Raw genomic sequence first — 18,732 nt, 5'->3', positions numbered from 1 at the left:
GCGAGAGCGCATGCGATGGGCGACGGCACCTTCCGCGGATGGCCCCACCACCTCCCCGATCTGATCTCGGAGGCCACGTGGGTGGTGGACGAGCGGGGCGTGCTGACCGGCTGGAGCCTCGGCGCGCGGGACCTCCTCGGACACCGGGCGGAGGACGTGGTGGGACGCCCGGTGGCCGAGCTGTTCGCCCCCGGCGGCCCGGGGCCGCCCCGCTTCGACACGGACACCGCCCCGATGAGCGCGTACACCGCGCCCGGAGGCGGCCCCGCGGTGCTGCGCCACCGCGAAGGCCACGACGTACGCACCGTGCTGTGGGCCCAGTCGTGGTCCCCGGGCGACGGACGCTCCCAGTGGCTGCTCCAGGCCACCCGCGAGGAGGCGGTGCGGCGCCAGGACATCGGCCGCGCGCTGCTCGACGGCCTGGGCCTGGCCGCGCCCGTCGCCATGAGCGTCTACGACGCCCAGTGCCGCTGCCTGATGCAGAACGCCGCGCTGCGCCGCCTCAGCGGCGTCCAGGACGAGGACCGCCTAGGGCGCACCCTGGGCGAGACGGTCTCGCAGGTGGACACCTCCGGGATCGAGGCGATGCAGAACCGGGTGCTCCGCCAGGGCGTCGCTGTCGCCGACATCGAGATCCAGGGCCGGGTGCCCTCCGACCCGGGCCGGGAGCGCGTCTGGTCCAACTCGGTCTTTCCGCTCAAGGACCGCTCCGGCGAGGTGTTCGCCGTCTGCCACGCGGTGCTCGACATCACCGAGCGGCACCGCGCCCGGGAGCGGCTCGCGGTGCTGAACGACGCCAGCGCCCGCATCGGCTCCACCCTCGACCTGCTGCACACCGCCCAGGAGCTGGCCGACGTGGCGGTGCCCCGGCTCGCCGACTTCGCCTGCATCGACCTGATCGACTCGGTCTTCGAGGGCGAGGAGCCGCCCATCGGGTCGGTGGTGAGCGAGAGCGTGTTCCGGCGCGCCGCGCACCAGTCCATCGTGCCCGGCACCCCGGAGGCGGTGACCGACGTGGAGGACGTGGACGTCCACGCCTCCGCCCCGGACTCCCCCTTCGTCCGCGCCCTGACCACGGGCACCTCCGTGCTGGAGACGGTGAACGGCCCGGGCCCTGACCCCGGCTGGCTCGCCGACGACCCCAAGCGGGCCGAGGGCATCCGGCGATGGGGCATCCACTCCTGGATGGTGGTGCCGGTGCGGGCGCGCGGCAGCACCCTCGGAGTGGCGGTGTTCCTGCGGCGGCAGCGCCCCGAACCGTTCGAGGAGGACGATCTGCTGCTGGCCGACGAGATCGTGGCCCGCGCCGCCGTGTGCATCGACAACGCCCGCCGTTACACCCGCGAGCGCGGCACCGCCCTCGCCCTCCAGCGCAGCCTGCTCCCCCAGCGGCTGCCCGCCCAGGCGGCAGTGGAGGCCCGGTCGCGCTACCTCCCGGCGGAAAGCAGGCTGGGGGTGGGCGGCGACTGGTTCGATGTGATCCCGCTGTCCGGGGCCCGGGTGGCGCTCGTCGTCGGGGACGTGGTCGGCCACGGGATGAAGGCCGCCGTCGCCATGGGGCGGCTGCGCACCGCCGTCCGCACCCTGGCCGACCTCGACCTTCCTCCCGACGAGCTGCTGGCCCATGTCGACGACCAGGTGCGGCGGCTGGTCGACGAACAGGCGTCCGAGGGCCAGGAGCCCGGCAATGGCACCGGCGCCGGCGCCGGCGCCGCGCCCGAACCGGCCATCGACGCGTGGGCCTTCGGCGCCACCTGCGTGTACGCGGTCTACGACCCCATCACCCGTCGTCTCACCTTCGCCCGGGCCGGACATCCCCCGCCCGCCGTCATCACCCCGGGTGGCCGGGCCGCTTTCCTGGACTCCCCGAACGGGCCGCCACTGGGCGTGGGCGGGCTGCCCTTCGAGGCCACCGAGGTCGAACTGCCCGACCACAGCCTGATCGTGCTCTACACCGACGGCCTGGTGGAGTCGCGCGACCACGACATCGACGCCGGGCTCGACCGGCTGCGCCGCGCCCTGGACGACGGCTGCCGCGATCTGTCGCTGGACGCGGTGTGCGACTCCGTCGTCTCCCGGCTGATCCCGGGCCATCCGGCGGACGACGTGGCGCTGCTGGTGGCGCGTACCCGGGCGCTGAGCGACGACCGCTGTGCCGCCTGGGACCTGCCCGCCGAGCCCGCGGTCGTCTCCCGGGCCCGGGCCCAGGTGGCGCGCCAGCTGTCCCGGTGGCAGCTGGGCCATCTCGTGGACACCACCCAGGTCGTGGTCACCGAGCTGCTCACCAACGCGATCGTGCACGCCCGCAGCCCGATCCAGCTGCGGCTGGTCAGAAACCAGTCGCTGATCTGCGAGGTGTCCGACAGCAGCGCGGCCGCCCCGCACATGCGCCGGGCCGGGCGGATGGACGAGGGCGGCCGCGGCCTGTTCCTCATCGCCCAGCTCAGCGAGCGCTGGGGCACCCGCTACGCCGGTGACCGCAAGACCGTCTGGGCCGAACAGCCGCTGAACGGCCCGCCTCGCTAGCCGTTTTCGGTACGTGTCCGCCCCGCGCGGGTACGGGATGCGGGTGAGCGATTCTCTCCCCGGTCCGGCCGGGCGCCGCGCTCTGCTGGCGGGTTCGGTCGGCAACTTCATCGAGTGGTACGAGTTCGGTGTCTACGGCTTCTTCGCCACGGTCATCGCCGCGAACTTCTTCACCCCCGAGGGCGGCAGCGCGATCGAGGGCCTGGTCAAGACCTATGCCTCGTTCGGGCTCGCGTTCTTCTTCCGGCCCATCGGCGCCGCCGTCTTCGGCCGCGTCGGCGACCGGATCGGACGGCGTCCGACCCTGATCCTGGTGCTGCTGCTGATGACCGGCGCCACCACGCTCATCGGCGTGCTGCCCACGTACGACACGGTCGGCGCCGCCGCCCCGTGGCTGCTCACCCTGCTGCGCGTCCTCCAGGGGCTGTCCGCGGGCGGGGAGTTCGGCGGCGCGGTGTCGGTCATGACGGAGTTCGCTCCGCCGGGGCGACGCGGGCTGTACGGGGCGTGGCAGTCGTTCACCGTCGCGCTGGGGCTGCTCGCCGGGGCCGGGACGGCCGCCGTCCTGGCCACCGCGCTGGGCGAGGAGGCGTTAGGCGACTGGGGCTGGCGGCTGCCGTTCCTGCTGGCCCTGCCGATCGGGCTGACCGCGCTGTGGCTGCGGCTGAGACTGGAGGAGACCCCGTCGTTCCGGGAGCGGGGGACGAGCCCGGCAACCCGCCCGGTGGCCTCGCGGCGCGAGGTGGCACGGGCGGTCGTCCTGGGCGCCGGGCGCATCATGGGCTGGGCCGCGGCCGGATACACCTTCCTGGTCGTCATGCCCTCGTATCTGCAAGCCACTCTGGACGCCACGTTCCAGCAGGCGCTGATCGCCACGGTGGTGGCCAACGCGGGGTTCGCGGCCGCTATCCTCCCGGCGGGGCTGCTCAGCGACCGGATCGGACGGCGGCCGGTCATGCTGACCGGCGCCGCGCTGGTGACCGTGCTCGCCTTTCCGCTTCTCAATCTCCTCCAGGACTCCGGGAGTTCGGCCCTCGTCCGGGGAGTGGCCGTGTTCGTGGCGGGCGCGGTGGTCGGGCTGATGGCGGGCCCCGGACCGGCGATGCTCGCCGAGATGTTCCCGACCCGGGTCCGGTACACGGGACTCGGGCTGGCGTACGCGCTGTCGAACGCCGTGTTCTCGGGCTGTGCCGGGCTGATCATCACCGAGGCGATCAAGCGCACCGGCGACGCCGACATCCCCGCGTACTACGTGGCCGCGACCGGCGCCCTCAGCCTGTTCGCCCTCGCCACCCTGCGCGGCGACACCCACCGGGGCACGCTGCGGGAGGAGGAGCGGCACCCGCCCCGGGACGAGACCGAGGAGGAGACCCCATGCGCGTGATCGGACTGATGTCGGGCACATCCCATGACGCGGTGGACGCGGCGGCCGCCGATCTGGCCCTCGACGGCGACACCCTGGTGCTCGCCCCGCTGGGCCTGCTCAGCGCCGCCTATCCCGACGAGCTGCGCGCGGGCTTGAGCGCCGCGCTGCCACCGGCGGCGACCACCCTGGCCGATGTGTGCGCGCTCGACACCCGTATCGGCCAGGCGTTCGCCCGGCTCGCCGTCCGCGCCGACCGGGAGCTGTGCGACGGACGGGCCGAGCTGATCAGCTCGCACGGCCAGACCGTGTACCACTGGGCCGAGGACGGCCGGGTGCACGGCACGCTCCAGCTCGGGCAGCCCGCGTGGATCGCCGAGGCCACCGGCGTCCCGGTCGTCTCCGGTCTGCGCGGCCGGGACGTGGCCGCGGGCGGCCAGGGCGCCCCGCTGGTCAGCCTGGTGGACACGCTGTGGCTGCGCGGACGGCCCGGGGTGTGCGCCGCGCTGAACCTGGGCGGCATCGCCAACCTCACCGTGGTCCCCCGGGCCGGTGAGCCGCTGGCCTTTGACACCGGCCCCGCGAACGCCCTCATCGACGCGGCGGTCCGGGATCTGACCGGCGGACGGCTCGACCACGACGCGGACGGCGCCCTCGCCGCCCGCGGCACCGTCCACCCCGGGCTGCTGGAGCGGCTGCTGGCCGAGCCGTACTACGCGCTGCCGCCACCCAAGACGACCGGCAAGGAACTGTTCCATCTCCCCTATCTGCGGGCCGCGTCGGCGGTCGTCGGACCGGTGGCGGACCACGATGTGGTCGCCACCGTCACCGAGCTGACCGCCCGTACCGTGGCCGATGCGGCGCGCTCGGTGCACACCACCGAGGTGATCGCCTCCGGCGGCGGCATCCGCAACCCGAGCCTGATGGCCGCGCTCCGCCGCGCGCTCGGCGCCATCGCCCTGCGGATCTCCGACGACCTCGGGCTCCCGGCGGCGGCCAAGGAGGCGCACGCCTTCGCCGTCCTGGGCTTCCTGACCGCCCACGGCCTGGCGGGCACGGTGCCGAGCTGCACCGGCGCCCGGCATCCCAGCATGCTGGGGTCGATCACCCCGGGGCGGCGACCGCTCGTGCTGCCGGCGCCGGGCCGCCCGGCGCCGTCGCGGCTGGAGATCTTCCGCCGTTGAGGAAGGCTGATGAGAACTGGCCGTCAGTCCTCCGGGATCTCCATCCGGAGGTCCCGGGGCAGCTGCTGCTCGAACCACACCAGCTTGCCGGTGCTCAGCCGGGTCGCACCCCAGCGCCGGGCGAGCTGGTTGACCAGGAACAGCCCGCGGCCGCCCTCGTCGGCCGGGCGGGCGTGCAGCATCCTGGGCACGAACGGCGAGTCGTCGCCCACCTCGCAGCGCAGCACATCGGTGCGCAGCAGCCGCAGCGTCACCGGCCGGGACGCATAGCGGACGGCGTTGGTGACCACCACTCCACGAGACCGTCGGTGTACAGCAGCAGGGTGGCCCCGGTGGGCGCCAGCATCTCGACCGTCTCGTAGGCGACGCCGCCGACGGCCGACCGGCGGTCCGGGCGGGATCCGCAGCACCTGGCCGTGGCCTCCCGGCTGGAGCAGCACCGGGGGCGGATGGCCCGCGTTGGCCATCAGCAGCCGGTGCGCTGGGTTGGCAGCTGCTCGCAGGAGGCTGTGTGCGAGGGAGGATGGCTCGGGGCCTCCCCGCCACCTCTGGCCGTACCACCTGGCCAGGTCGCGCAGGGAACCGGCCTCCCGGGCCCGGACCACGCACAGGATGCGTGTCGCCGCCCCGGGGCTGAGTACGCCGGGGACCAGTGCGCCCACAACCGTTCGGGGCGCGCGGCTGAACAGGCTCGATCCTGCTCAGTCTTCAGGAACGGTCGTAGATCCCGTAGAGACGGGTCGCCATGTGCCGACTGCCCAGCCGCTGGGCTTGCTCGTCGGGGTGGTGCAGACCCTCGTCCGGCGACAGGTCGAGACCGGCGAGGGTCTGCACCATGGTGCGCAGCGGGGCGATGATCAGCCGTCGCCCGGGCGGCACCGGGCCGGGGCCGCTCACCGCGGGGCTCAGCAGCTCGGCGACCGCGGCGGCGATGCCGGGCACGTCCCCGAACGCGGGGCGCCCGGCGGCCAGCAGATCGGCGAGGCGCCCGGTGACGGTGAGCCGGGCGAGCCCGGGCGGCACGGGATGCAGCGGAGGCACGGCCGTCCGGGGCCCGCTGGCGTCGGGGCCGCGGTGGTCGTCGGGATCGGCGGGCAGCCCTCCCGACCCGGGTCCCGGGTCCGTTTCCGGTCCGGCGGCGAGCGGGCGCAGGACGAGCGGGCCGGGCGGCTCCTCGTCACCCGCGGGCAGCGGGTCGCGCAGATGCACCACGGCCGCGTCGGCGAAGGCGGGCACGGCGGCCTGGCACAGCTCGTGCAGCGTCTCGGCGAGGTCCATGCCACGGGCGATCTGCCGGGTGGCGATGTCGAGGTAGCGCAGCCGGTCGGTCTGCGGTCCGATGCCGTACGCCGCTTCCTCCCGCAGAGGTTCCACGCCGGGCCCCGCGCTCCGGCCGCCCGGCCGGGGGTCCGGGCCTTCCTGGGGGGGGTGGGCCATCGGCCGTACCGTTCGTCGCGGACGCGGTTCCCTCAGCCGCCTCGTCGGCACCGGAGGAAGATCTGCTCCTCGGGCGGGATGTCCGAGGAGGCCGGTGCGTAGCTGTAGGACGATTCGCCGATGACCTCGAAGCGGGCCGCTTCGACGACCTCGCGCAGATCGTCCCGCAGATAGCCGGTGACCCTGATCGTGGAGCGGAGGAACGGGATCGAGTAGTCGTCCACGTCGGCCTCCACCATCGACAGGGCGAACAGCCCGCCGGGCGGTAGCAGGCGGTGGATGGTGCCCAGCGCGAGCGGGATCTCGGCGCGGGGCAGCATCAGCAGCGAGAAGAACGCCGTGACCGCGTCGAACCGGCCGAGATCGGCCGGGCCTCCGCGGCGCAGATCGGCGATGTCCAGCTGCTGGAAGTCGGCGCCGGGGACGTAGGAGCGGGCGAGCCGCACCATTCCGGCGGACAAGTCGACACCGGTGACCCGGAGCCCCGCGCCGGTCAGCTGGCGCGCGGTGGGCAGCCCGGTGCCGCAGCCCAGGTCGAGCACCCGGGAGCCGGGCGGGAGCACCCCGATCAGCCACGCGCCCGCCTCGAGCTGGCCCTCCTTGTGCGGAAACGCCTCGTCGTAGCGGTCGCCGATGGCGTCGAACGCCTCGGCCTGGCCGGTGCGGTCGAGCCGTATGTTCCCGTAGCCGGTGTCGCCGGTCCCGTTGTCCACGGACACATCCCCGGGGGTTGAGACATCACCCCCATTGTCCCCGCATTCCGGTCCCGCGCGCCATGGCCGGAGCGCACCTTCCGGGGTGGTCAGCCGGTGCTCCCCTTCGGCTTCTCGTCATCCACGATCTCCGCGTCCACGACCTCGTCGGCGTCCCCGTGCGGCTGGTCCTGGCCTCCGTCGCCGCTGCCGCTGCCGCCGTCCGGCCTCCCGGACTGCTGCTGCGCCTGGGCGTAGAGGGCGGTGCCGATCTTCTGTCCGACGGCGGCGGCCTTGTCGGTGGCGTCCCGGATCGCGGCGGTGTCCTCGCCCTTCAGCGTCTCCTTCAGCTCCGCGATCGCCGTCTCGGCCTCCTCCCGGACGTCCCCGGGCACCTTCCCGGCCTGGTCGCGCAGCAGCTTCTCGGTCTGGTAGACGAGCGCTTCGGCCTGGTTGCGGGTCTCGGCGGCCTCGCGGCGCTTGTGGTCCTCCTCCGCGTAGCTCTCGGCCTCGCGCATCATGCGGTCGATGTCGTCCTTCGGCAGCGCGGAGCCGCCGGTGACGGTCATCCGCTGCTCCTTGCCGGTGCCCAGATCCTTGGCGGAGACGTGCATGATGCCGTTGGCGTCGATGTCGAAGGCCACCTCGATCTGCGGCACCCCGCGCGGCGCCGGCGGCAGCCCCGTCAGCTCGAACATCCCGAGCTTCTTGTTGTACGCGGCGATCTCGCGCTCCCCCTGGAACACCTGGATCTGCACCGAGGGCTGGTTGTCCTCGGCGGTGGTGAAAACCTCCGAGCGCTTGGTCGGAATGGTCGTGTTGCGCTCGATCAGCTTGGTCATGATGCCGCCCTTGGTCTCGATACCGAGGGACAGCGGGGTGACGTCCAGCAGCAGGACGTCCTTGACCTCACCCTTGAGCACACCGGCCTGGAGGGACGCACCGATGGCGACGACCTCGTCCGGGTTGACGCCCTTGTGCGGCTCCTTGCCGGTCAGCTCCTTGACCAGGCCGGTCACCGCGGGCATCCGGGTCGAACCGCCGACCATGATCACATGGTCGATGTCGGAGGTCTTGACCCCGGCGTCCTTGATCGCCTGGTGGAACGGCTCCTTGCAGCGCTCCAGCAGGTCCTCGGTCAGCTGCTGGAACTGCGAGCGGGTGAGCTTCTCGTCCAGGTGCAGCGGACCCTCGGCGGACGCGGTGATGTAGGGCAGGTTGATCGCGGTCTCGGTCGCGGCGGACAGCTCGATCTTGGCCTTCTCCGCGGCCTCGCGCAGCCGCTGCACGGCCATCTTGTCCTTGGACAGATCGACCCCGTAGTGGTTCTTGAACTGCGTCACCAGGTGGTCGACGACGCGCTGGTCCCAGTCGTCGCCGCCCAGATGGGTGTCGCCGTTGGTGGCCTTGACCTCCACCACGCCGTCGCCGATCTCCAGCAGCGAGACGTCGAAGGTGCCGCCGCCGAGGTCGAAGACCAGGATCCGCTGGTCGTTCTCCCGGTCCAGCCCGTAGGCGAGGGCGGCCGCCGTGGGCTCGTTGATGATCCGCAGCACCTTCAGCCCGGCGATCTCGCCCGCCTCCTTGGTGGCGGTGCGCTGGCTGTCGTTGAAGTACGCGGGGACGGTGACGACGGCGTCCGTGACGTCCTCGCCGAGGTACGCCTCGGCGTCGCGCTTGAGCTTCTGGAGCACCCGCGCGGAGATCTCCTGGGCGGTGTAGCGCTTGCCGTCCACGTCGCCCGTGGCGGGGAAGTGCCAGCCCTCCTCCCCCATGTGGCGCTTGACCGACCGCGCCGTGCGGTCCACGTTGGTCACCGCCTGGCGCTTGGCCACCTCGCCGACCAGCACCTCACCGTTCTTCGCGAAGGCGACCACCGAGGGGGTGGTCCGGGCGCCTTCGGTGTTGGTGATGACGGTGGGCTCACCGCCTTCGAGGACCGAGACCACGGAGTTCGTCGTCCCCAGGTCGATACCGACTGCGCGGGTCATCTCGCACCACCTCCCGATACGCCTCCAAGTATCCCAAAAGATGCTTTCAGGGTGCGGTGGGCCGCAGGACGCACCCCACTTGAGGAGCGAAGGACACCAGCAGGACGAGCGCGACCAGCACCGTGGGCAGGGCGGGCGCGGCCGGGGTCGCGTGCGTGACCAGCAGCCCGCCGAGCGCCGCTCCCACCACGAGGGAGACGAGCAGCGCGGCGCTGACCCAGTGCACCCGGCCGTCGCGGGCCACGTCGACCAGCAGCCCGGTCAGGGTGCCGGTGAGGTAGGTGGTGGACATCCCGGGCGGTCCGACGGCGCGCACCAGACCGCTCTGGCCGCCCATGGCGAGCGAGGCCACCGCGAGCAGTCCCAGCCGTACACCCTCGCCCGGATGGCCGCCCGCCGTGGCCCACACCGCCCACAGCCCGCCGAGCGCGAGCACTTCCACGCCGAGGGCCGAGCGGATCCGCCGTACGGGCCGTTCGCCCCGGACGATACGGGCGCTGAGCAGGGCGCCCGCGATGAAACCGGCCACTGCCACGGCGGCGTCCCGGGCCCGGTCGGCGTCCTGGGCGCCCGCCGAGATGCCGAGGAGCGAGAGGTTGGCCGTCATGACGCTGGTGAAGACGCCGCCGAGGGCGAGGTAGCTGATCGCGTCCATGGCGCCGGTGGCCACGGTGAGCGCGACGGCGGCCGCCACCAGGCCGCCGTCACGGGCGCCGCGCGCCCGGCCCGCGCGGCGTCCGCCCGCCGGGGCCGCGGTCTCGTCGCCGTCCGCCATCGGCCACCTCCGGACGCGCCGCCATATGATGCTCGGTTCGCCTCCGGGGCGCAGAAGCCCTCCCCCAGCTACCGCTGGGAGGTGCCCCCGGTCGACGGTCGACCGTGCTCGGCCCTTCGTTCCTCAGGGCCTCCGCGCGCTCTCCCTTCCGACAGCGGCGCGCCCCTTCGGCTCACTCGCGGGTCCCCCGCCCGGGGCGGGGGAAACAGGCGGCCGGAACTCCGGCTGCAATCCGCTTCCCGTACCGCCACGGCCCCGTTAGGTTCGGGGTGCGCCACCCCGTAACGCCCCCTGGAACATGGAGGAATGCCGCACGTGTCCCGCGAACTCCATCACCGCGCGGTCGTCGCCGACGCCCACAACGATCTGCTGATCGCCGTCGCCGCCCGCCCGCCGCGGCGCTGGGCGGCCTTCTTCCGGGAGCAGTGGCTGCCCCAGCTGCGCGACGGCGGCGTGGACCTCCAGGTGCTGCCGGTCTTCATCGATGACCAGTTCCGGCCCGAGGGCGCGCTGCGGGAGACGCTGCGCATGATCGAGTGCGCCCACACCCTGGCCGAGGGCAATCCGGACGAGGTCCGGCTGTGCCTGGACGGGTCCGACATCGACGCCGCGCTGGCGGAGGGCAGGATCGCGCTGGTGCTGGCGTTGGAGAGCGCCCCCGGCATCGACGCCGACGTGGAGCTGATCCCGACCGTCCACCGCCTCGGGGTGCGGGTCGCGTCCATCGCCCACTGGGGGCGCACCGCGCTGGCCGACGGCAGCGGTGAGGACGCCACCGGCAGCCGGCTGACGGCGGCCGGGGTCGAGGCGCTGCGGGAGATGGAGCGCCTGGGCATCCTCTTCGACGTCTCGCACCTCAGCGCCTCGGGCGTCGCCCATGTGCTGGAACTGGCCACCCGCCCGGTGATGGCCACCCACTCGTCGGCGCGTGCGCTGCTGGACCACCACCGCAATCTCACCGACGAGCAGATCCGCGGCATCGTGGCCACCGGTGGCATGGTGTGCGTGAACTTCCTCGGCGAGTTCCTGGCCACCGATCCGGCCGAGCGCACGGTGGACCGGCTGGCCGACCACATCGCCCATGTCGCGGAGGTGGCCGGGCCGGACCGGGTGGGTCTGGGGCCGGACTTCATCAAGGAGGTCAGCGCGGACGTCAACCCGCCGTGCTGCGAGGGCCTGGAGTACGCGGAGCTGCTCGTCCCCGGCCTCGAAGGGCCCCGCGGCCTCCCCCTGGTCACCGATGCGCTGATCGACCGGGGCTTCTCCGAGGCCGCCGTGCACCAGATCCTCGGCGGCAATGTGCTGGACCTGTTCCGCAAGGAGCTGGGCCGCCCCGCATAGGCCGAAGACCACGCAGGCAGATACGGCGCGGCGGGCGGCACCGCCGTCGCGATGCCGCCCGCCGCCGAAGGGAACCGGTCAGTGCCTGGCCGCCGCCGCGGGTTCCGCGGGCGGCCCGGCCGGGGTGTCCGCACCGGCGCGCACCCACAGCGGCTTCAGCCGGTACGTCAGCAGGTACAGCACCGCGGCAGCGCCGGCGGCGACGTACATGCTCAGGTCACCGGCGCCCGGGTACGCCGAGGCGAACGCCCCGGTGTACAGCTTGGACTCCCAGAAGGGGACGGACGCCACCACGCCGCCCGCCCAGGCGACGAAGCCCCAGGAGAGCATCCGCCCGCGGTCGTACAGTTCGGCGATCCGTGCCGGGTCCGAGCGGCCGCCCAGCCAGTAGTCCAGGAGCAGCACGACGGCGAAGGGCGCGATGAAGTACGCGGTGAGGTTGAGGAAGACGTTGAACTTCTCCTCGATCCCCGACTCGCCCCACAGGCTGATCACATACGCCAGCAGACAGATGACGGTGACCGCCTGAGTCCGGGAGACGGGCACCTTCAGGGTCTGGACGGAGATCGCGCCGCCGTAGACGTTGAGGAAGTTCTGGGCGAGCGCCGAGAGGCCGACCGCGATGAGCGCGGGTATGGCGAACGGCCCGGCCAGTTCGTGGAGGGCGGTGATGGAGTCGGTGCTGTTGGCGTTCGAGCCGACCAGGACGCCCAGGATGCCGAGCCAGCAGATGGTGACGAAGTTCCCGAACCCGGTGTACCAGGCGGTGCGGCTCACCACCTTCGGGGTGTCCGGCAGATAGCGCGAGTAGTCGGAGGCGAACGGCGCCCAGGCGACCAGGAAGGAGAGGAACCAGCCGCAGAAGGTGATCCAGCCGCCGGTGTCACCGATGTAGCCGGACGCCTTCGGGTTGGCCTCGAAGGTGCCCGCGCCCCGCACCAGGGCCACGACCGTGATCATCGCGAACAGCGGTGTCAGCACATAAGTGAGCACCCGCTGAAGGAAATTAATCATGTTGTAGCCGAAGATGGACACGACCAGTTCGATCGCGGTGAGCAGCAACCCGCAGAGCCAGTACGGCAGATGGGTCAGCTCCGAGATCGCCTTGCCACCGAGGATCACGGTGACCGAGGCCCAGCCGACCCCGGCGAACACGTTGATGTACGCCACCGGCAGGAAGTTGCCGAAGAAGCCCAGCGGCCCGCGCGCCTGGATCTGCTGGGGCACCCCGAGGCGTACGCCCATCTTGGACATCACGGCCATCAGCACCGAGCCGACCCCGGCCCCCACGACGATCGCGGCGACCGCTCCGGCGAAGCTGAGGCCCAGGCTGATCGCGCTGAATCCGAGCAGGATGATGGGAAAGTTGAGACCGGCGGCGAACCAGACGAAGAACTGTGAGCTGGGTTTGCCGTGCCGCTCGTTGTCGGGGATGTGATCGACCCCGAAGGGTTCGACTTTGGTGACCGCGCTGCCGTAGACCGGCGCCACATCGTTGTGGGTCATGGGCGTGCTCCTGGGGACAGGGAGGAGATCTGGGCGTCAGGGGGCATCTGGGCGTGAGGGGGTGGCGGTGTGCGGGGGAAAGGGAGGGTCCAGGCGCGGCCGGGGGCGTCTCACCACGGCAAAGGCGCTGTGTTCGAGATATCGAAAAACCCACCGCCACTGTAGACCAGAGGCGCCAGCTCCTCGTGACGGGCAGAGACGACCCGGCCGGTGAAGACGGTGTGGCTGCCCGCTTCCAGCCGCTCGCCGATCTCCACCTCCAGCTGGGCACAGGACCCGTCGATCAGCGGTGCGCCGAAGGCACCGGCGGTCCAGGACAGATCGGCGAACTTGTCGTCCGACTTGGACGCGAAGACCTTGGCGACATCGAGCTGGCCCGCGGCCAGGATGTTGATGCCCAGGTGGGTGGCCCGGTGCAGCGCCGGGTGGGTGGTGGAGCTGTGCTGCACGCACACCAGCACCATGGGCGGATCCAGCGAGATGCTGGAGAAGGCGTTGACGGCCAGGCCCCTGGGCGTACCGGCGTCGTCGGTGGTCACCACGGTCACACCGGTGATGAACTTGCGGTGCACCCCGCGCACCACATCGGCATCGACGGCGGCTTCCTTGGTGGTGGTGATGATCCCCAGCGCCTCCAGCAGCTGGCGGGGGTCCCAGGTCACCCATTCCTCGGCGATCACACCGCCGTCGAAGTGGGTGAAGGTGGCGCCGGAGACCTCGACCGGGCGGCCGGTGGGCGGCACACCCAGGAAGTCTCCGGTGTGGCTGCCGGTGCTGCGCCAGCGGATCGCCAGCTCCTCGCCGTCCTCCACGATCTCCTCGATCTCGGTGTGCAGATCGGGGAACGCCTCGCGGATGGCGCGTACGGAGTCCTTGAACTGCTCCCGGCCCTGGGGTGCCGCGGCGGGGCCGCGACGCCGTACGTAGCCGGGGCTGAGCAGTTCGTCGAGCGCCTCCACCTGGCCCTGATCCCAGGCTGCCTGCCAGGCGGAGCGGATGCGGGCGGTGCGGTCAAGAGTGTGCGTCATGACAGATCCCTCATTCAGCTCTTGTATGGCAGAGGACGCTAAGAACGCCATCAGCCTCTGTCAACACCCTGGGGCAAATGAGCCGGGAAAGAACCGGTCTCGCACGAAATACACAGGTCAAACTTGTTGCCTGGACGTTAACCCTTGACGGGCCTCAACCGGACTCCTAGCCTCCCTGCCATGGCACAGCGTGACCCGAAAGAACAGGACGGACGCTGCATGCGCTTCTCGATATTCCACAACCTCGGGGCACCGGGCCGACTCGGCTCCTACGCCGAAGTCATGGACGAGGCCCGGGAGTTCGCGGTCGCCGCAGACCACGCGGGCTTCTGGTCCACCTGGTACACCGAGCACCACTTCGGGCACGAGGCGATCGAGATCACCCCGAACCCGGTTCTGATGGGCGCCGACATCGCCGCCCGCACCGAGAACATCAGGATCGGCCAGGCGGCGAACATCGCCACCTTCTGGCATCCGCTGCGGCTGGCCGAGGACATCGCGATGCTCGACCAGCTCTCCGGCGGCCGGGTCGAGGTGGGCCTGGGCCGCGGGCTGTACGGGCGCGAGGCGCTCAATCTCAACGCGCTCGCCGATCCGCGCGACCAGGAGCAGAACCGCGCGCTGTACGACGAGACGGTGGAGATCCTGCGCAAGGCGTGGAGCGGCGAGTTCTTCTCGCACCACGGCCGGTTCTACGAGTTCCCCGCCCCCGGGGTGAAGTGGAACCACCCCCTCTCCCCCGCCACCCCGGACTACATGGAGGACGGGGTCATCACCAAGATGCAGGTCACCCCGTATCCGTTGCAGCGGCCGCATCCGCCGCTGTGGCAGGTCATCGACAGCCCGCGGTCGATCAAGGCCGCCGCGGCCGACGGGGTCCAGGGCATGTTCTGGCTGCCGCCGGTCTCGGCGCTCAAGGAGCGCTTCGACCTGTACCGCGACACCGCGAGCCAGGCATCGGGCCGCGAGTACGCGCTCGGCGAGGGCATCGGCCTGGTACGGGACGTGTACGTGGCCGACACCATGGAGCAGGCGCGGGCCGACTTCGAGGAGGCGCTGATGACCACCTACCAGTGGATCATGCACTTCCGGGGCCTGGGCAACCTGATGGAGGCGGGCGAGGAGCTGACCGACGCCCACGAGCTGTCCTTCGACTTCCTGGCGGAGCGCAATCTGCTGGTCGGCACGCCCGAGTACGTCTCGGAGAAGATCGCCGAGCTGCGGGACGAGGTGGGCCTGGAGCATCTGCTGCTGTGGACCACCCACCCGGGTCTGGAGCACCGCAAGGCGATGCGCAGCCTGGAGCTGTTCGCGGAGAAGGTCATGCCGCGGTTCACCGGTGGCGGCGGCCATGAGTGACCTGGGCCTGCGCAAGGTCGTCAGCGTCACCGACGAGGTGCTGCTGGAGCTGGGGCGGCCGGTGGCCGTGCCGGTGCGCCGGGTCGCGGCCGCCGCGGTGATCCGTAACCCGTGGGCGGGCCAGGGCCTGGTCGCCGACCTCCAGCCCGAGGTCGAGCGGATCGCCCCGGGTCTCGCACGGCTGCTCACCGACCGGGTGAGCGAGGCGCTGGGCGGCGTGGAGCGCGTCGAGTCGTTCGGCAAGGCCGCCATCGTCGGCCTCAACGGCGAGATCGAACACGGCGGGGCGCTGATCCACACCCCGTTCTTCGGCAACGTCCTGCGGGAGCTGACCGAGGGCACCTCGATCATCGTGTTCAGCGACGACCGGCTTCCGGCGGGTGAGCCGCTGACCGTGCCGCTGTGGCACAAGACGGCGGCCGCGACCCGCTCGCACTACCAGACGTGCCAGATCCGCATCCCCGACGCGCCCCGGCCCGATGAGGTCGTCGTCATCGCGGCCGGTGCCTCGGGACCCCGTCCCAACGCGCGGATCGGGGACCGGGCCACCGATCCCGTCATCCGCCTCGCCGACCTGGAAAACCCGGAAGACAGCGAGAACCGGGCAGACCCGAACACCATGGAGACCGTGCAGTGAACGTCCGCAAGATCATCACCTACACCGAGGACATCCACAGCGAGGGCGGCCGTCCGGTGGACCCGCCCGCCCGGACCGCGGTGGTGCTCGCCATCATCGAGAACCCCTGGGCCGGACAGGGCTATGTGACGGATCTGCTGCCGGGCATCGACGAGGTGGCGCCGAAGCTCGGCGAGCTGCTGGCGCCGCGGGTGGTCGAGGCGCTGGGCGCGCCGGTCGAGGCGTACGGCAAGGCCGCCATCGTGGGCCTGGACGGCGAGATCGAGCACGGCTCCGGGCTGATCCACACGCTCAAGTTCGGCGACCACTTCCGCAAGGCGGCGAAGGCGACGACCCTGCTGCCCGCCGTGGAGAAGCGCGCGGCAGCGGGCGCGGTCTTCGACATCCCGCTCAAGCACATCACCGATGCCACGATCCGCTCGCACCACCAGAGCATCGAGGTGCGGGTGGCGGACGGGCCGCGCGCCGACGAGATCGTCGTCGGCCTCGCGGCCGCAGCCCAGGGCCGCCCCCAGGCGCGGCTGGCCCCGCTCGCCACGGAGCAGTGAGCGGGATGGGCACGGGCAGCGGTACGCACGCGCCCCGGACGGGCGGATCCGCCCGTCCGTCCGGGGCGCGCTCCACCACCCCGGCGGTGGCGCTGGGGCACGAGACGCACGGCGCCGGGCCCGGCCTCGTCCTGCTGCACGGGGTCGGTCTCGACCGGACGATGTGGGAGCGGTGTCTGCCCGCGCTCACGGCCCGGCACCGGGTGACGCTGGTCGATCTGCGCGGCCACGGCGCCTCCCCGGCCGCCGCCTCCGGGGTGTCGCTCGCCGAGCTGGCCGCGGATGTCGCGGCCCTGCTGGACGGGCCCGCGCACCTCGTCGGCTTCTCGCTCGGCGCCCTGGTCGCCCAGCAACTCGGCCTGGACCGGCCGGACCTCACCGCCTCGCTGACGCTGGTCAGCTCGGTGGCGGGGCGGTCGGAGGACGAGCGCGCGGCGGTGGCGCGGCGCCGGGAGGTGGCGGCCCGGGACTTCGGGGCGTCCGCGTGGGCAGCGGTCGACCGCTGGTTCTCGCCCGGCTGGCGGGCGCAGGAGCCCCTGCTGGCACGGCGGGTACTGGACACGCTGCTGGCCAACGACCCCGTCTCGTACCTCGCCTGTTACGACGTCTTCGCGACCGCCGACGCCGGACTGTGGCCGCTGCTGCCCCGGATCACCGCGCCCACCCTCGCGGTGACCGGGGAGGACGACCCCGGCTCGACCCCGGCCATGTCGCGCCGGCTCGCGCAGCGGATCCCCGGCGGCCGGGCGGTGATCGTGCCCGGGGCCCGTCATCTGCTGCCGCTGGAGTGCCCGGAGCAACTGTCCGAAGCGATCCTCACCCACACCGGACATCAGGAGTGCCACAGCTCATGAACAGCCTGCCGCGCCATGACCACTACATCGCGGGCGAGTGGACCGCCCCCGCCGACGGCGGCTACTTCGCCAGCGTCAACCCGGCCACCGCCGAGCCCTGGTACGAGGCGGCGGACGGCACCGCCGCCGATGTGGAACGCGCGGTGGGCGCCGCCCGCGCCGCGTTCGAGGATCCGCGCTGGCGCGATCTGAGCCAGACCCGGCGCGGCCGGCTGCTGCGCGATCTCGGCGATCTGATCGGTGAGCACGCCGAGGAGCTGGCCCGCACCGAGTCCCTGGACAACGGCAAGCTGCTGCGCGAGATGCGGGCCCAACTCGCGGGACTGCCCGAGTACTTCTATTACTACGCGGGGCTCGCCGACAAGATCCAGGGCGACGTCATCCCGGGCGCCAGCCGCGAACTGCTCAACTACACCCTGCGCGAACCGGTGGGCGTGGTGGGCGCCATCACCCCGTGGAACTCCCCGCTGCTGCTCACCGCCACCAAGCTCGCCCCGGCGCTGGCCGCGGGCAACACGATGGTCATCAAGCCGTCGGAGCACACCTCGGCCTCGCTGCTGGCCCTCGCCCCGCTCTTCGAGAAGGCGGGCTTCCCGCCGGGCGTGGTCAACGTGGTCACCGGGTTCGGTGCCACCGCCGGCGGCCCGCTGACCGAGCACCGGGACGTGGCCAAGGTGAGCTTCACCGGCTCCACCGACACCGGCCGCCGGATCGCCCGTACCTGCGCCGACCGGCTGATCCGCTGCACCCTGGAGCTGGGCGGCAAGTCGCCCAACATCATCTTCCCGGACGCCGATCTGGGCTCGGCCGCCATGGGCGTGATCGCCGGGGTGTTCGCCGCCGCGGGCCAGACCTGTGTGGCGGGCAGCCGGGTGCTGGTGCACCGCGAGGTGTACGACCAGATCCTGGAGCGGGTGGCGGCGCGGGCCGCCACCATCGCCATCGGCGACCCCCTCGACGACGCCACCGAGCTGGGCCCGCTGGCCATCGCCGACCAGCTGGAGAAGGTCGAGGGTTACGTCGAACTGGGCCGCTCCGAGGGCGGCAAGGTGGTCTGCGGCGGGTCCCGTCCGGACACCGGGCTGAACGGATACTTCTACTCCCCCACCGTCTTCACCGGCGTCGACAACACCCTGCGGATCTGCCAGGAGGAGATCTTCGGTCCGGTGGCCACCGTCATGGCCTTCGACTCCGAGGAGGAGGCCCTTTCGATCGCCAACAACTCGGCGTACGGTCTCGCGGCGGGCCTGTGGACCCGGGACGTGAACCGGGTGCACCGCATGGCCTCCCGGCTGGAGGCGGGCACAGTGTGGGCCAACACCTATCGTTCGATGTCCCCGATGTCGCCCCGGGCGGGCTTCAAGAACAGCGGCATGGGCACCGAGCACGGCACGGAGGTCATCCGGGAGTACACCCGGCTGAAGAGCGTGTGGATCAACACCAGCGAGGAACCTGCGGGGGATCCGTTCATCCTCCGGTCATGACGGCATG

The 18,732-nt window shown here is 72.1% G+C and carries 15 protein-coding genes and 1 pseudogene; 9 read left to right on the top strand and 7 right to left on the bottom strand.

Annotation, left to right across the window (positions count from 1 at the left end):
* The first annotated feature begins 15 nt into the window (after positions 1 to 15).
* From ACH4TL_RS20095 to ACH4TL_RS20085, 3 genes are read left to right on the top strand one after another with little or no spacing between them, the layout of a single operon-like run.
* Complete coding sequence (locus tag ACH4TL_RS20095) at positions 16 to 2,526, top strand: SpoIIE family protein phosphatase (protein WP_398315884.1); 2,511 nt, start codon at positions 16 to 18, stop codon at positions 2,524 to 2,526.
* Between the two features lie 37 nt (positions 2,527 to 2,563).
* A complete protein-coding gene (locus ACH4TL_RS20090; protein ID WP_398316063.1) occupies positions 2,564 to 3,910 on the top strand; it encodes an MFS transporter in 1,347 nt (448 codons plus the stop codon).
* Positions 3,901 to 5,073 (top strand): anhydro-N-acetylmuramic acid kinase, encoded by a 1,173-nt coding sequence (locus ACH4TL_RS20085; RefSeq protein ID WP_398315882.1) that lies wholly within the window; start codon positions 3,901 to 3,903, stop codon positions 5,071 to 5,073. The genes ACH4TL_RS20090 and ACH4TL_RS20085 overlap by 10 nt, the downstream gene beginning before the upstream one ends.
* A 23-nt stretch (positions 5,074 to 5,096) precedes the next feature.
* Here the strand turns inward: ACH4TL_RS20085 and ACH4TL_RS20080 are convergent.
* The 5 genes and pseudogenes from ACH4TL_RS20080 to ACH4TL_RS20060 all read right to left on the bottom strand — a co-directional run.
* Positions 5,097 to 5,555, bottom strand: a pseudogene (locus ACH4TL_RS20080) (SpoIIE family protein phosphatase); the annotation flags it as partial.
* Positions 5,556 to 5,781: 226 nt separating this feature from the next.
* Positions 5,782 to 6,510: a hypothetical protein gene (locus tag ACH4TL_RS20075; RefSeq protein ID WP_398315880.1), complete on the bottom strand. Its 729-nt coding sequence runs from the start codon at positions 6,508 to 6,510 to the stop codon at positions 5,782 to 5,784.
* A 32-nt stretch (positions 6,511 to 6,542) separates the two neighbouring features.
* The gene (locus ACH4TL_RS20070; RefSeq protein ID WP_398315878.1) at positions 6,543 to 7,229 is read right to left on the bottom strand and encodes a class I SAM-dependent DNA methyltransferase; all 687 of its coding nucleotides are present in this window, start codon (positions 7,227 to 7,229) and stop codon (positions 6,543 to 6,545) included.
* Between the two features lie 83 nt (positions 7,230 to 7,312).
* The gene (dnaK, locus tag ACH4TL_RS20065; RefSeq protein ID WP_398315876.1) at positions 7,313 to 9,193 is read right to left on the bottom strand and encodes a molecular chaperone DnaK; all 1,881 of its coding nucleotides are present in this window, start codon (positions 9,191 to 9,193) and stop codon (positions 7,313 to 7,315) included.
* Positions 9,194 to 9,239: 46 nt separating this feature from the next.
* On the bottom strand, positions 9,240 to 9,968 hold the full coding sequence (locus tag ACH4TL_RS20060; protein ID WP_398315874.1) for a YoaK family protein: 729 nt from the start codon (positions 9,966 to 9,968) through the stop codon (positions 9,240 to 9,242).
* A 306-nt stretch (positions 9,969 to 10,274) separates the two neighbouring features.
* Between ACH4TL_RS20060 and ACH4TL_RS20055 the strand changes: the two genes are divergently transcribed.
* Positions 10,275 to 11,309 carry a dipeptidase gene (locus ACH4TL_RS20055; RefSeq protein ID WP_398315872.1) on the top strand — a complete coding sequence of 345 codons (1,035 nt, stop codon included), beginning with the start codon at positions 10,275 to 10,277 and terminating at the stop codon, positions 11,307 to 11,309.
* A gap of 78 nt (positions 11,310 to 11,387) precedes the next feature.
* On the opposite strand, the gene ACH4TL_RS20050 is transcribed toward ACH4TL_RS20055, so the two are convergent.
* Both ACH4TL_RS20050 and ACH4TL_RS20045 read right to left on the bottom strand, forming a co-directional pair.
* Positions 11,388 to 12,815, bottom strand: coding sequence for a purine-cytosine permease family protein (locus ACH4TL_RS20050; protein ID WP_398315870.1), 1,428 nt, complete (start codon positions 12,813 to 12,815; stop codon positions 11,388 to 11,390).
* A gap of 110 nt (positions 12,816 to 12,925) precedes the next feature.
* Complete coding sequence (locus tag ACH4TL_RS20045; RefSeq protein ID WP_398315868.1) at positions 12,926 to 13,843, bottom strand: flavin reductase; 918 nt, start codon at positions 13,841 to 13,843, stop codon at positions 12,926 to 12,928.
* 180 nt (positions 13,844 to 14,023) lie between these two features.
* Here ACH4TL_RS20045 and ACH4TL_RS20040 point away from each other — a divergent pair, with 180 nt between their 5' ends.
* From ACH4TL_RS20040 to ACH4TL_RS20020, 5 genes are read left to right on the top strand one after another with little or no spacing between them, the layout of a single operon-like run.
* Complete coding sequence (locus tag ACH4TL_RS20040; RefSeq protein WP_398315866.1) at positions 14,024 to 15,202, top strand: LLM class flavin-dependent oxidoreductase; 1,179 nt, start codon at positions 14,024 to 14,026, stop codon at positions 15,200 to 15,202.
* Complete coding sequence (locus ACH4TL_RS20035; protein ID WP_398315864.1) at positions 15,195 to 15,839, top strand: amino acid synthesis family protein; 645 nt, start codon at positions 15,195 to 15,197, stop codon at positions 15,837 to 15,839. The genes ACH4TL_RS20040 and ACH4TL_RS20035 overlap by 8 nt, the downstream gene beginning before the upstream one ends.
* Positions 15,836 to 16,387, top strand: a complete 552-nt coding sequence (locus ACH4TL_RS20030; RefSeq protein ID WP_398315862.1) for an amino acid synthesis family protein — start codon at positions 15,836 to 15,838, stop codon at positions 16,385 to 16,387. The genes ACH4TL_RS20035 and ACH4TL_RS20030 overlap by 4 nt, the downstream gene beginning before the upstream one ends.
* 5 nt (positions 16,388 to 16,392) lie before the next feature.
* Entirely contained in the window at positions 16,393 to 17,241 is an 849-nt protein-coding gene (locus ACH4TL_RS20025) for an alpha/beta fold hydrolase (RefSeq protein ID WP_398315860.1), read from the top strand.
* On the top strand, positions 17,238 to 18,725 hold the full coding sequence (locus tag ACH4TL_RS20020) for an aldehyde dehydrogenase (protein WP_398315858.1): 1,488 nt from the start codon (positions 17,238 to 17,240) through the stop codon (positions 18,723 to 18,725). Before ACH4TL_RS20025 ends, ACH4TL_RS20020 begins: the two co-directional genes overlap by 4 nt.
* The last annotated feature ends 7 nt before the right edge of the window (positions 18,726 to 18,732 follow it).

Source organism: Streptomyces sp. NPDC021115 (genome assembly GCF_044333065.1).
Taxonomy (GTDB): Bacteria; Actinomycetota; Actinomycetes; order Streptomycetales; family Streptomycetaceae; genus Streptomyces.
Note: the sequence above shows the minus strand (reverse complement) of the source record. Positions and strands in the feature narration are given on the sequence as shown.

Coding starts and splice junctions, on each gene's coding strand:
- ACH4TL_RS20085 (WP_398315882.1), top strand. CDS start 3,901: ATGCGCGTGATCGGACTGATGTCGGGCACATCCCATGACGCGGTGGAC.
- ACH4TL_RS20035 (WP_398315864.1), top strand. CDS start 15,195: ATGAGTGACCTGGGCCTGCGCAAGGTCGTCAGCGTCACCGACGAGGTG.
- ACH4TL_RS20050 (WP_398315870.1), bottom strand. CDS start 12,815: ATGACCCACAACGATGTGGCGCCGGTCTACGGCAGCGCGGTCACCAAA.
- ACH4TL_RS20075 (WP_398315880.1), bottom strand. CDS start 6,510: ATGGCCCACCCCCCCCAGGAAGGCCCGGACCCCCGGCCGGGCGGCCGG.
- ACH4TL_RS20095 (WP_398315884.1), top strand. CDS start 16: ATGGGCGACGGCACCTTCCGCGGATGGCCCCACCACCTCCCCGATCTG.
- ACH4TL_RS20020 (WP_398315858.1), top strand. CDS start 17,238: ATGAACAGCCTGCCGCGCCATGACCACTACATCGCGGGCGAGTGGACC.
- ACH4TL_RS20055 (WP_398315872.1), top strand. CDS start 10,275: ATGCCGCACGTGTCCCGCGAACTCCATCACCGCGCGGTCGTCGCCGAC.
- ACH4TL_RS20060 (WP_398315874.1), bottom strand. CDS start 9,968: ATGGCGGACGGCGACGAGACCGCGGCCCCGGCGGGCGGACGCCGCGCG.
- ACH4TL_RS20025 (WP_398315860.1), top strand. CDS start 16,393: ATGGGCACGGGCAGCGGTACGCACGCGCCCCGGACGGGCGGATCCGCC.
- ACH4TL_RS20045 (WP_398315868.1), bottom strand. CDS start 13,843: ATGACGCACACTCTTGACCGCACCGCCCGCATCCGCTCCGCCTGGCAG.
- ACH4TL_RS20040 (WP_398315866.1), top strand. CDS start 14,024: ATGGCACAGCGTGACCCGAAAGAACAGGACGGACGCTGCATGCGCTTC.
- dnaK (WP_398315876.1), bottom strand. CDS start 9,193: ATGACCCGCGCAGTCGGTATCGACCTGGGGACGACGAACTCCGTGGTC.
- ACH4TL_RS20090 (WP_398316063.1), top strand. CDS start 2,564: ATGCGGGTGAGCGATTCTCTCCCCGGTCCGGCCGGGCGCCGCGCTCTG.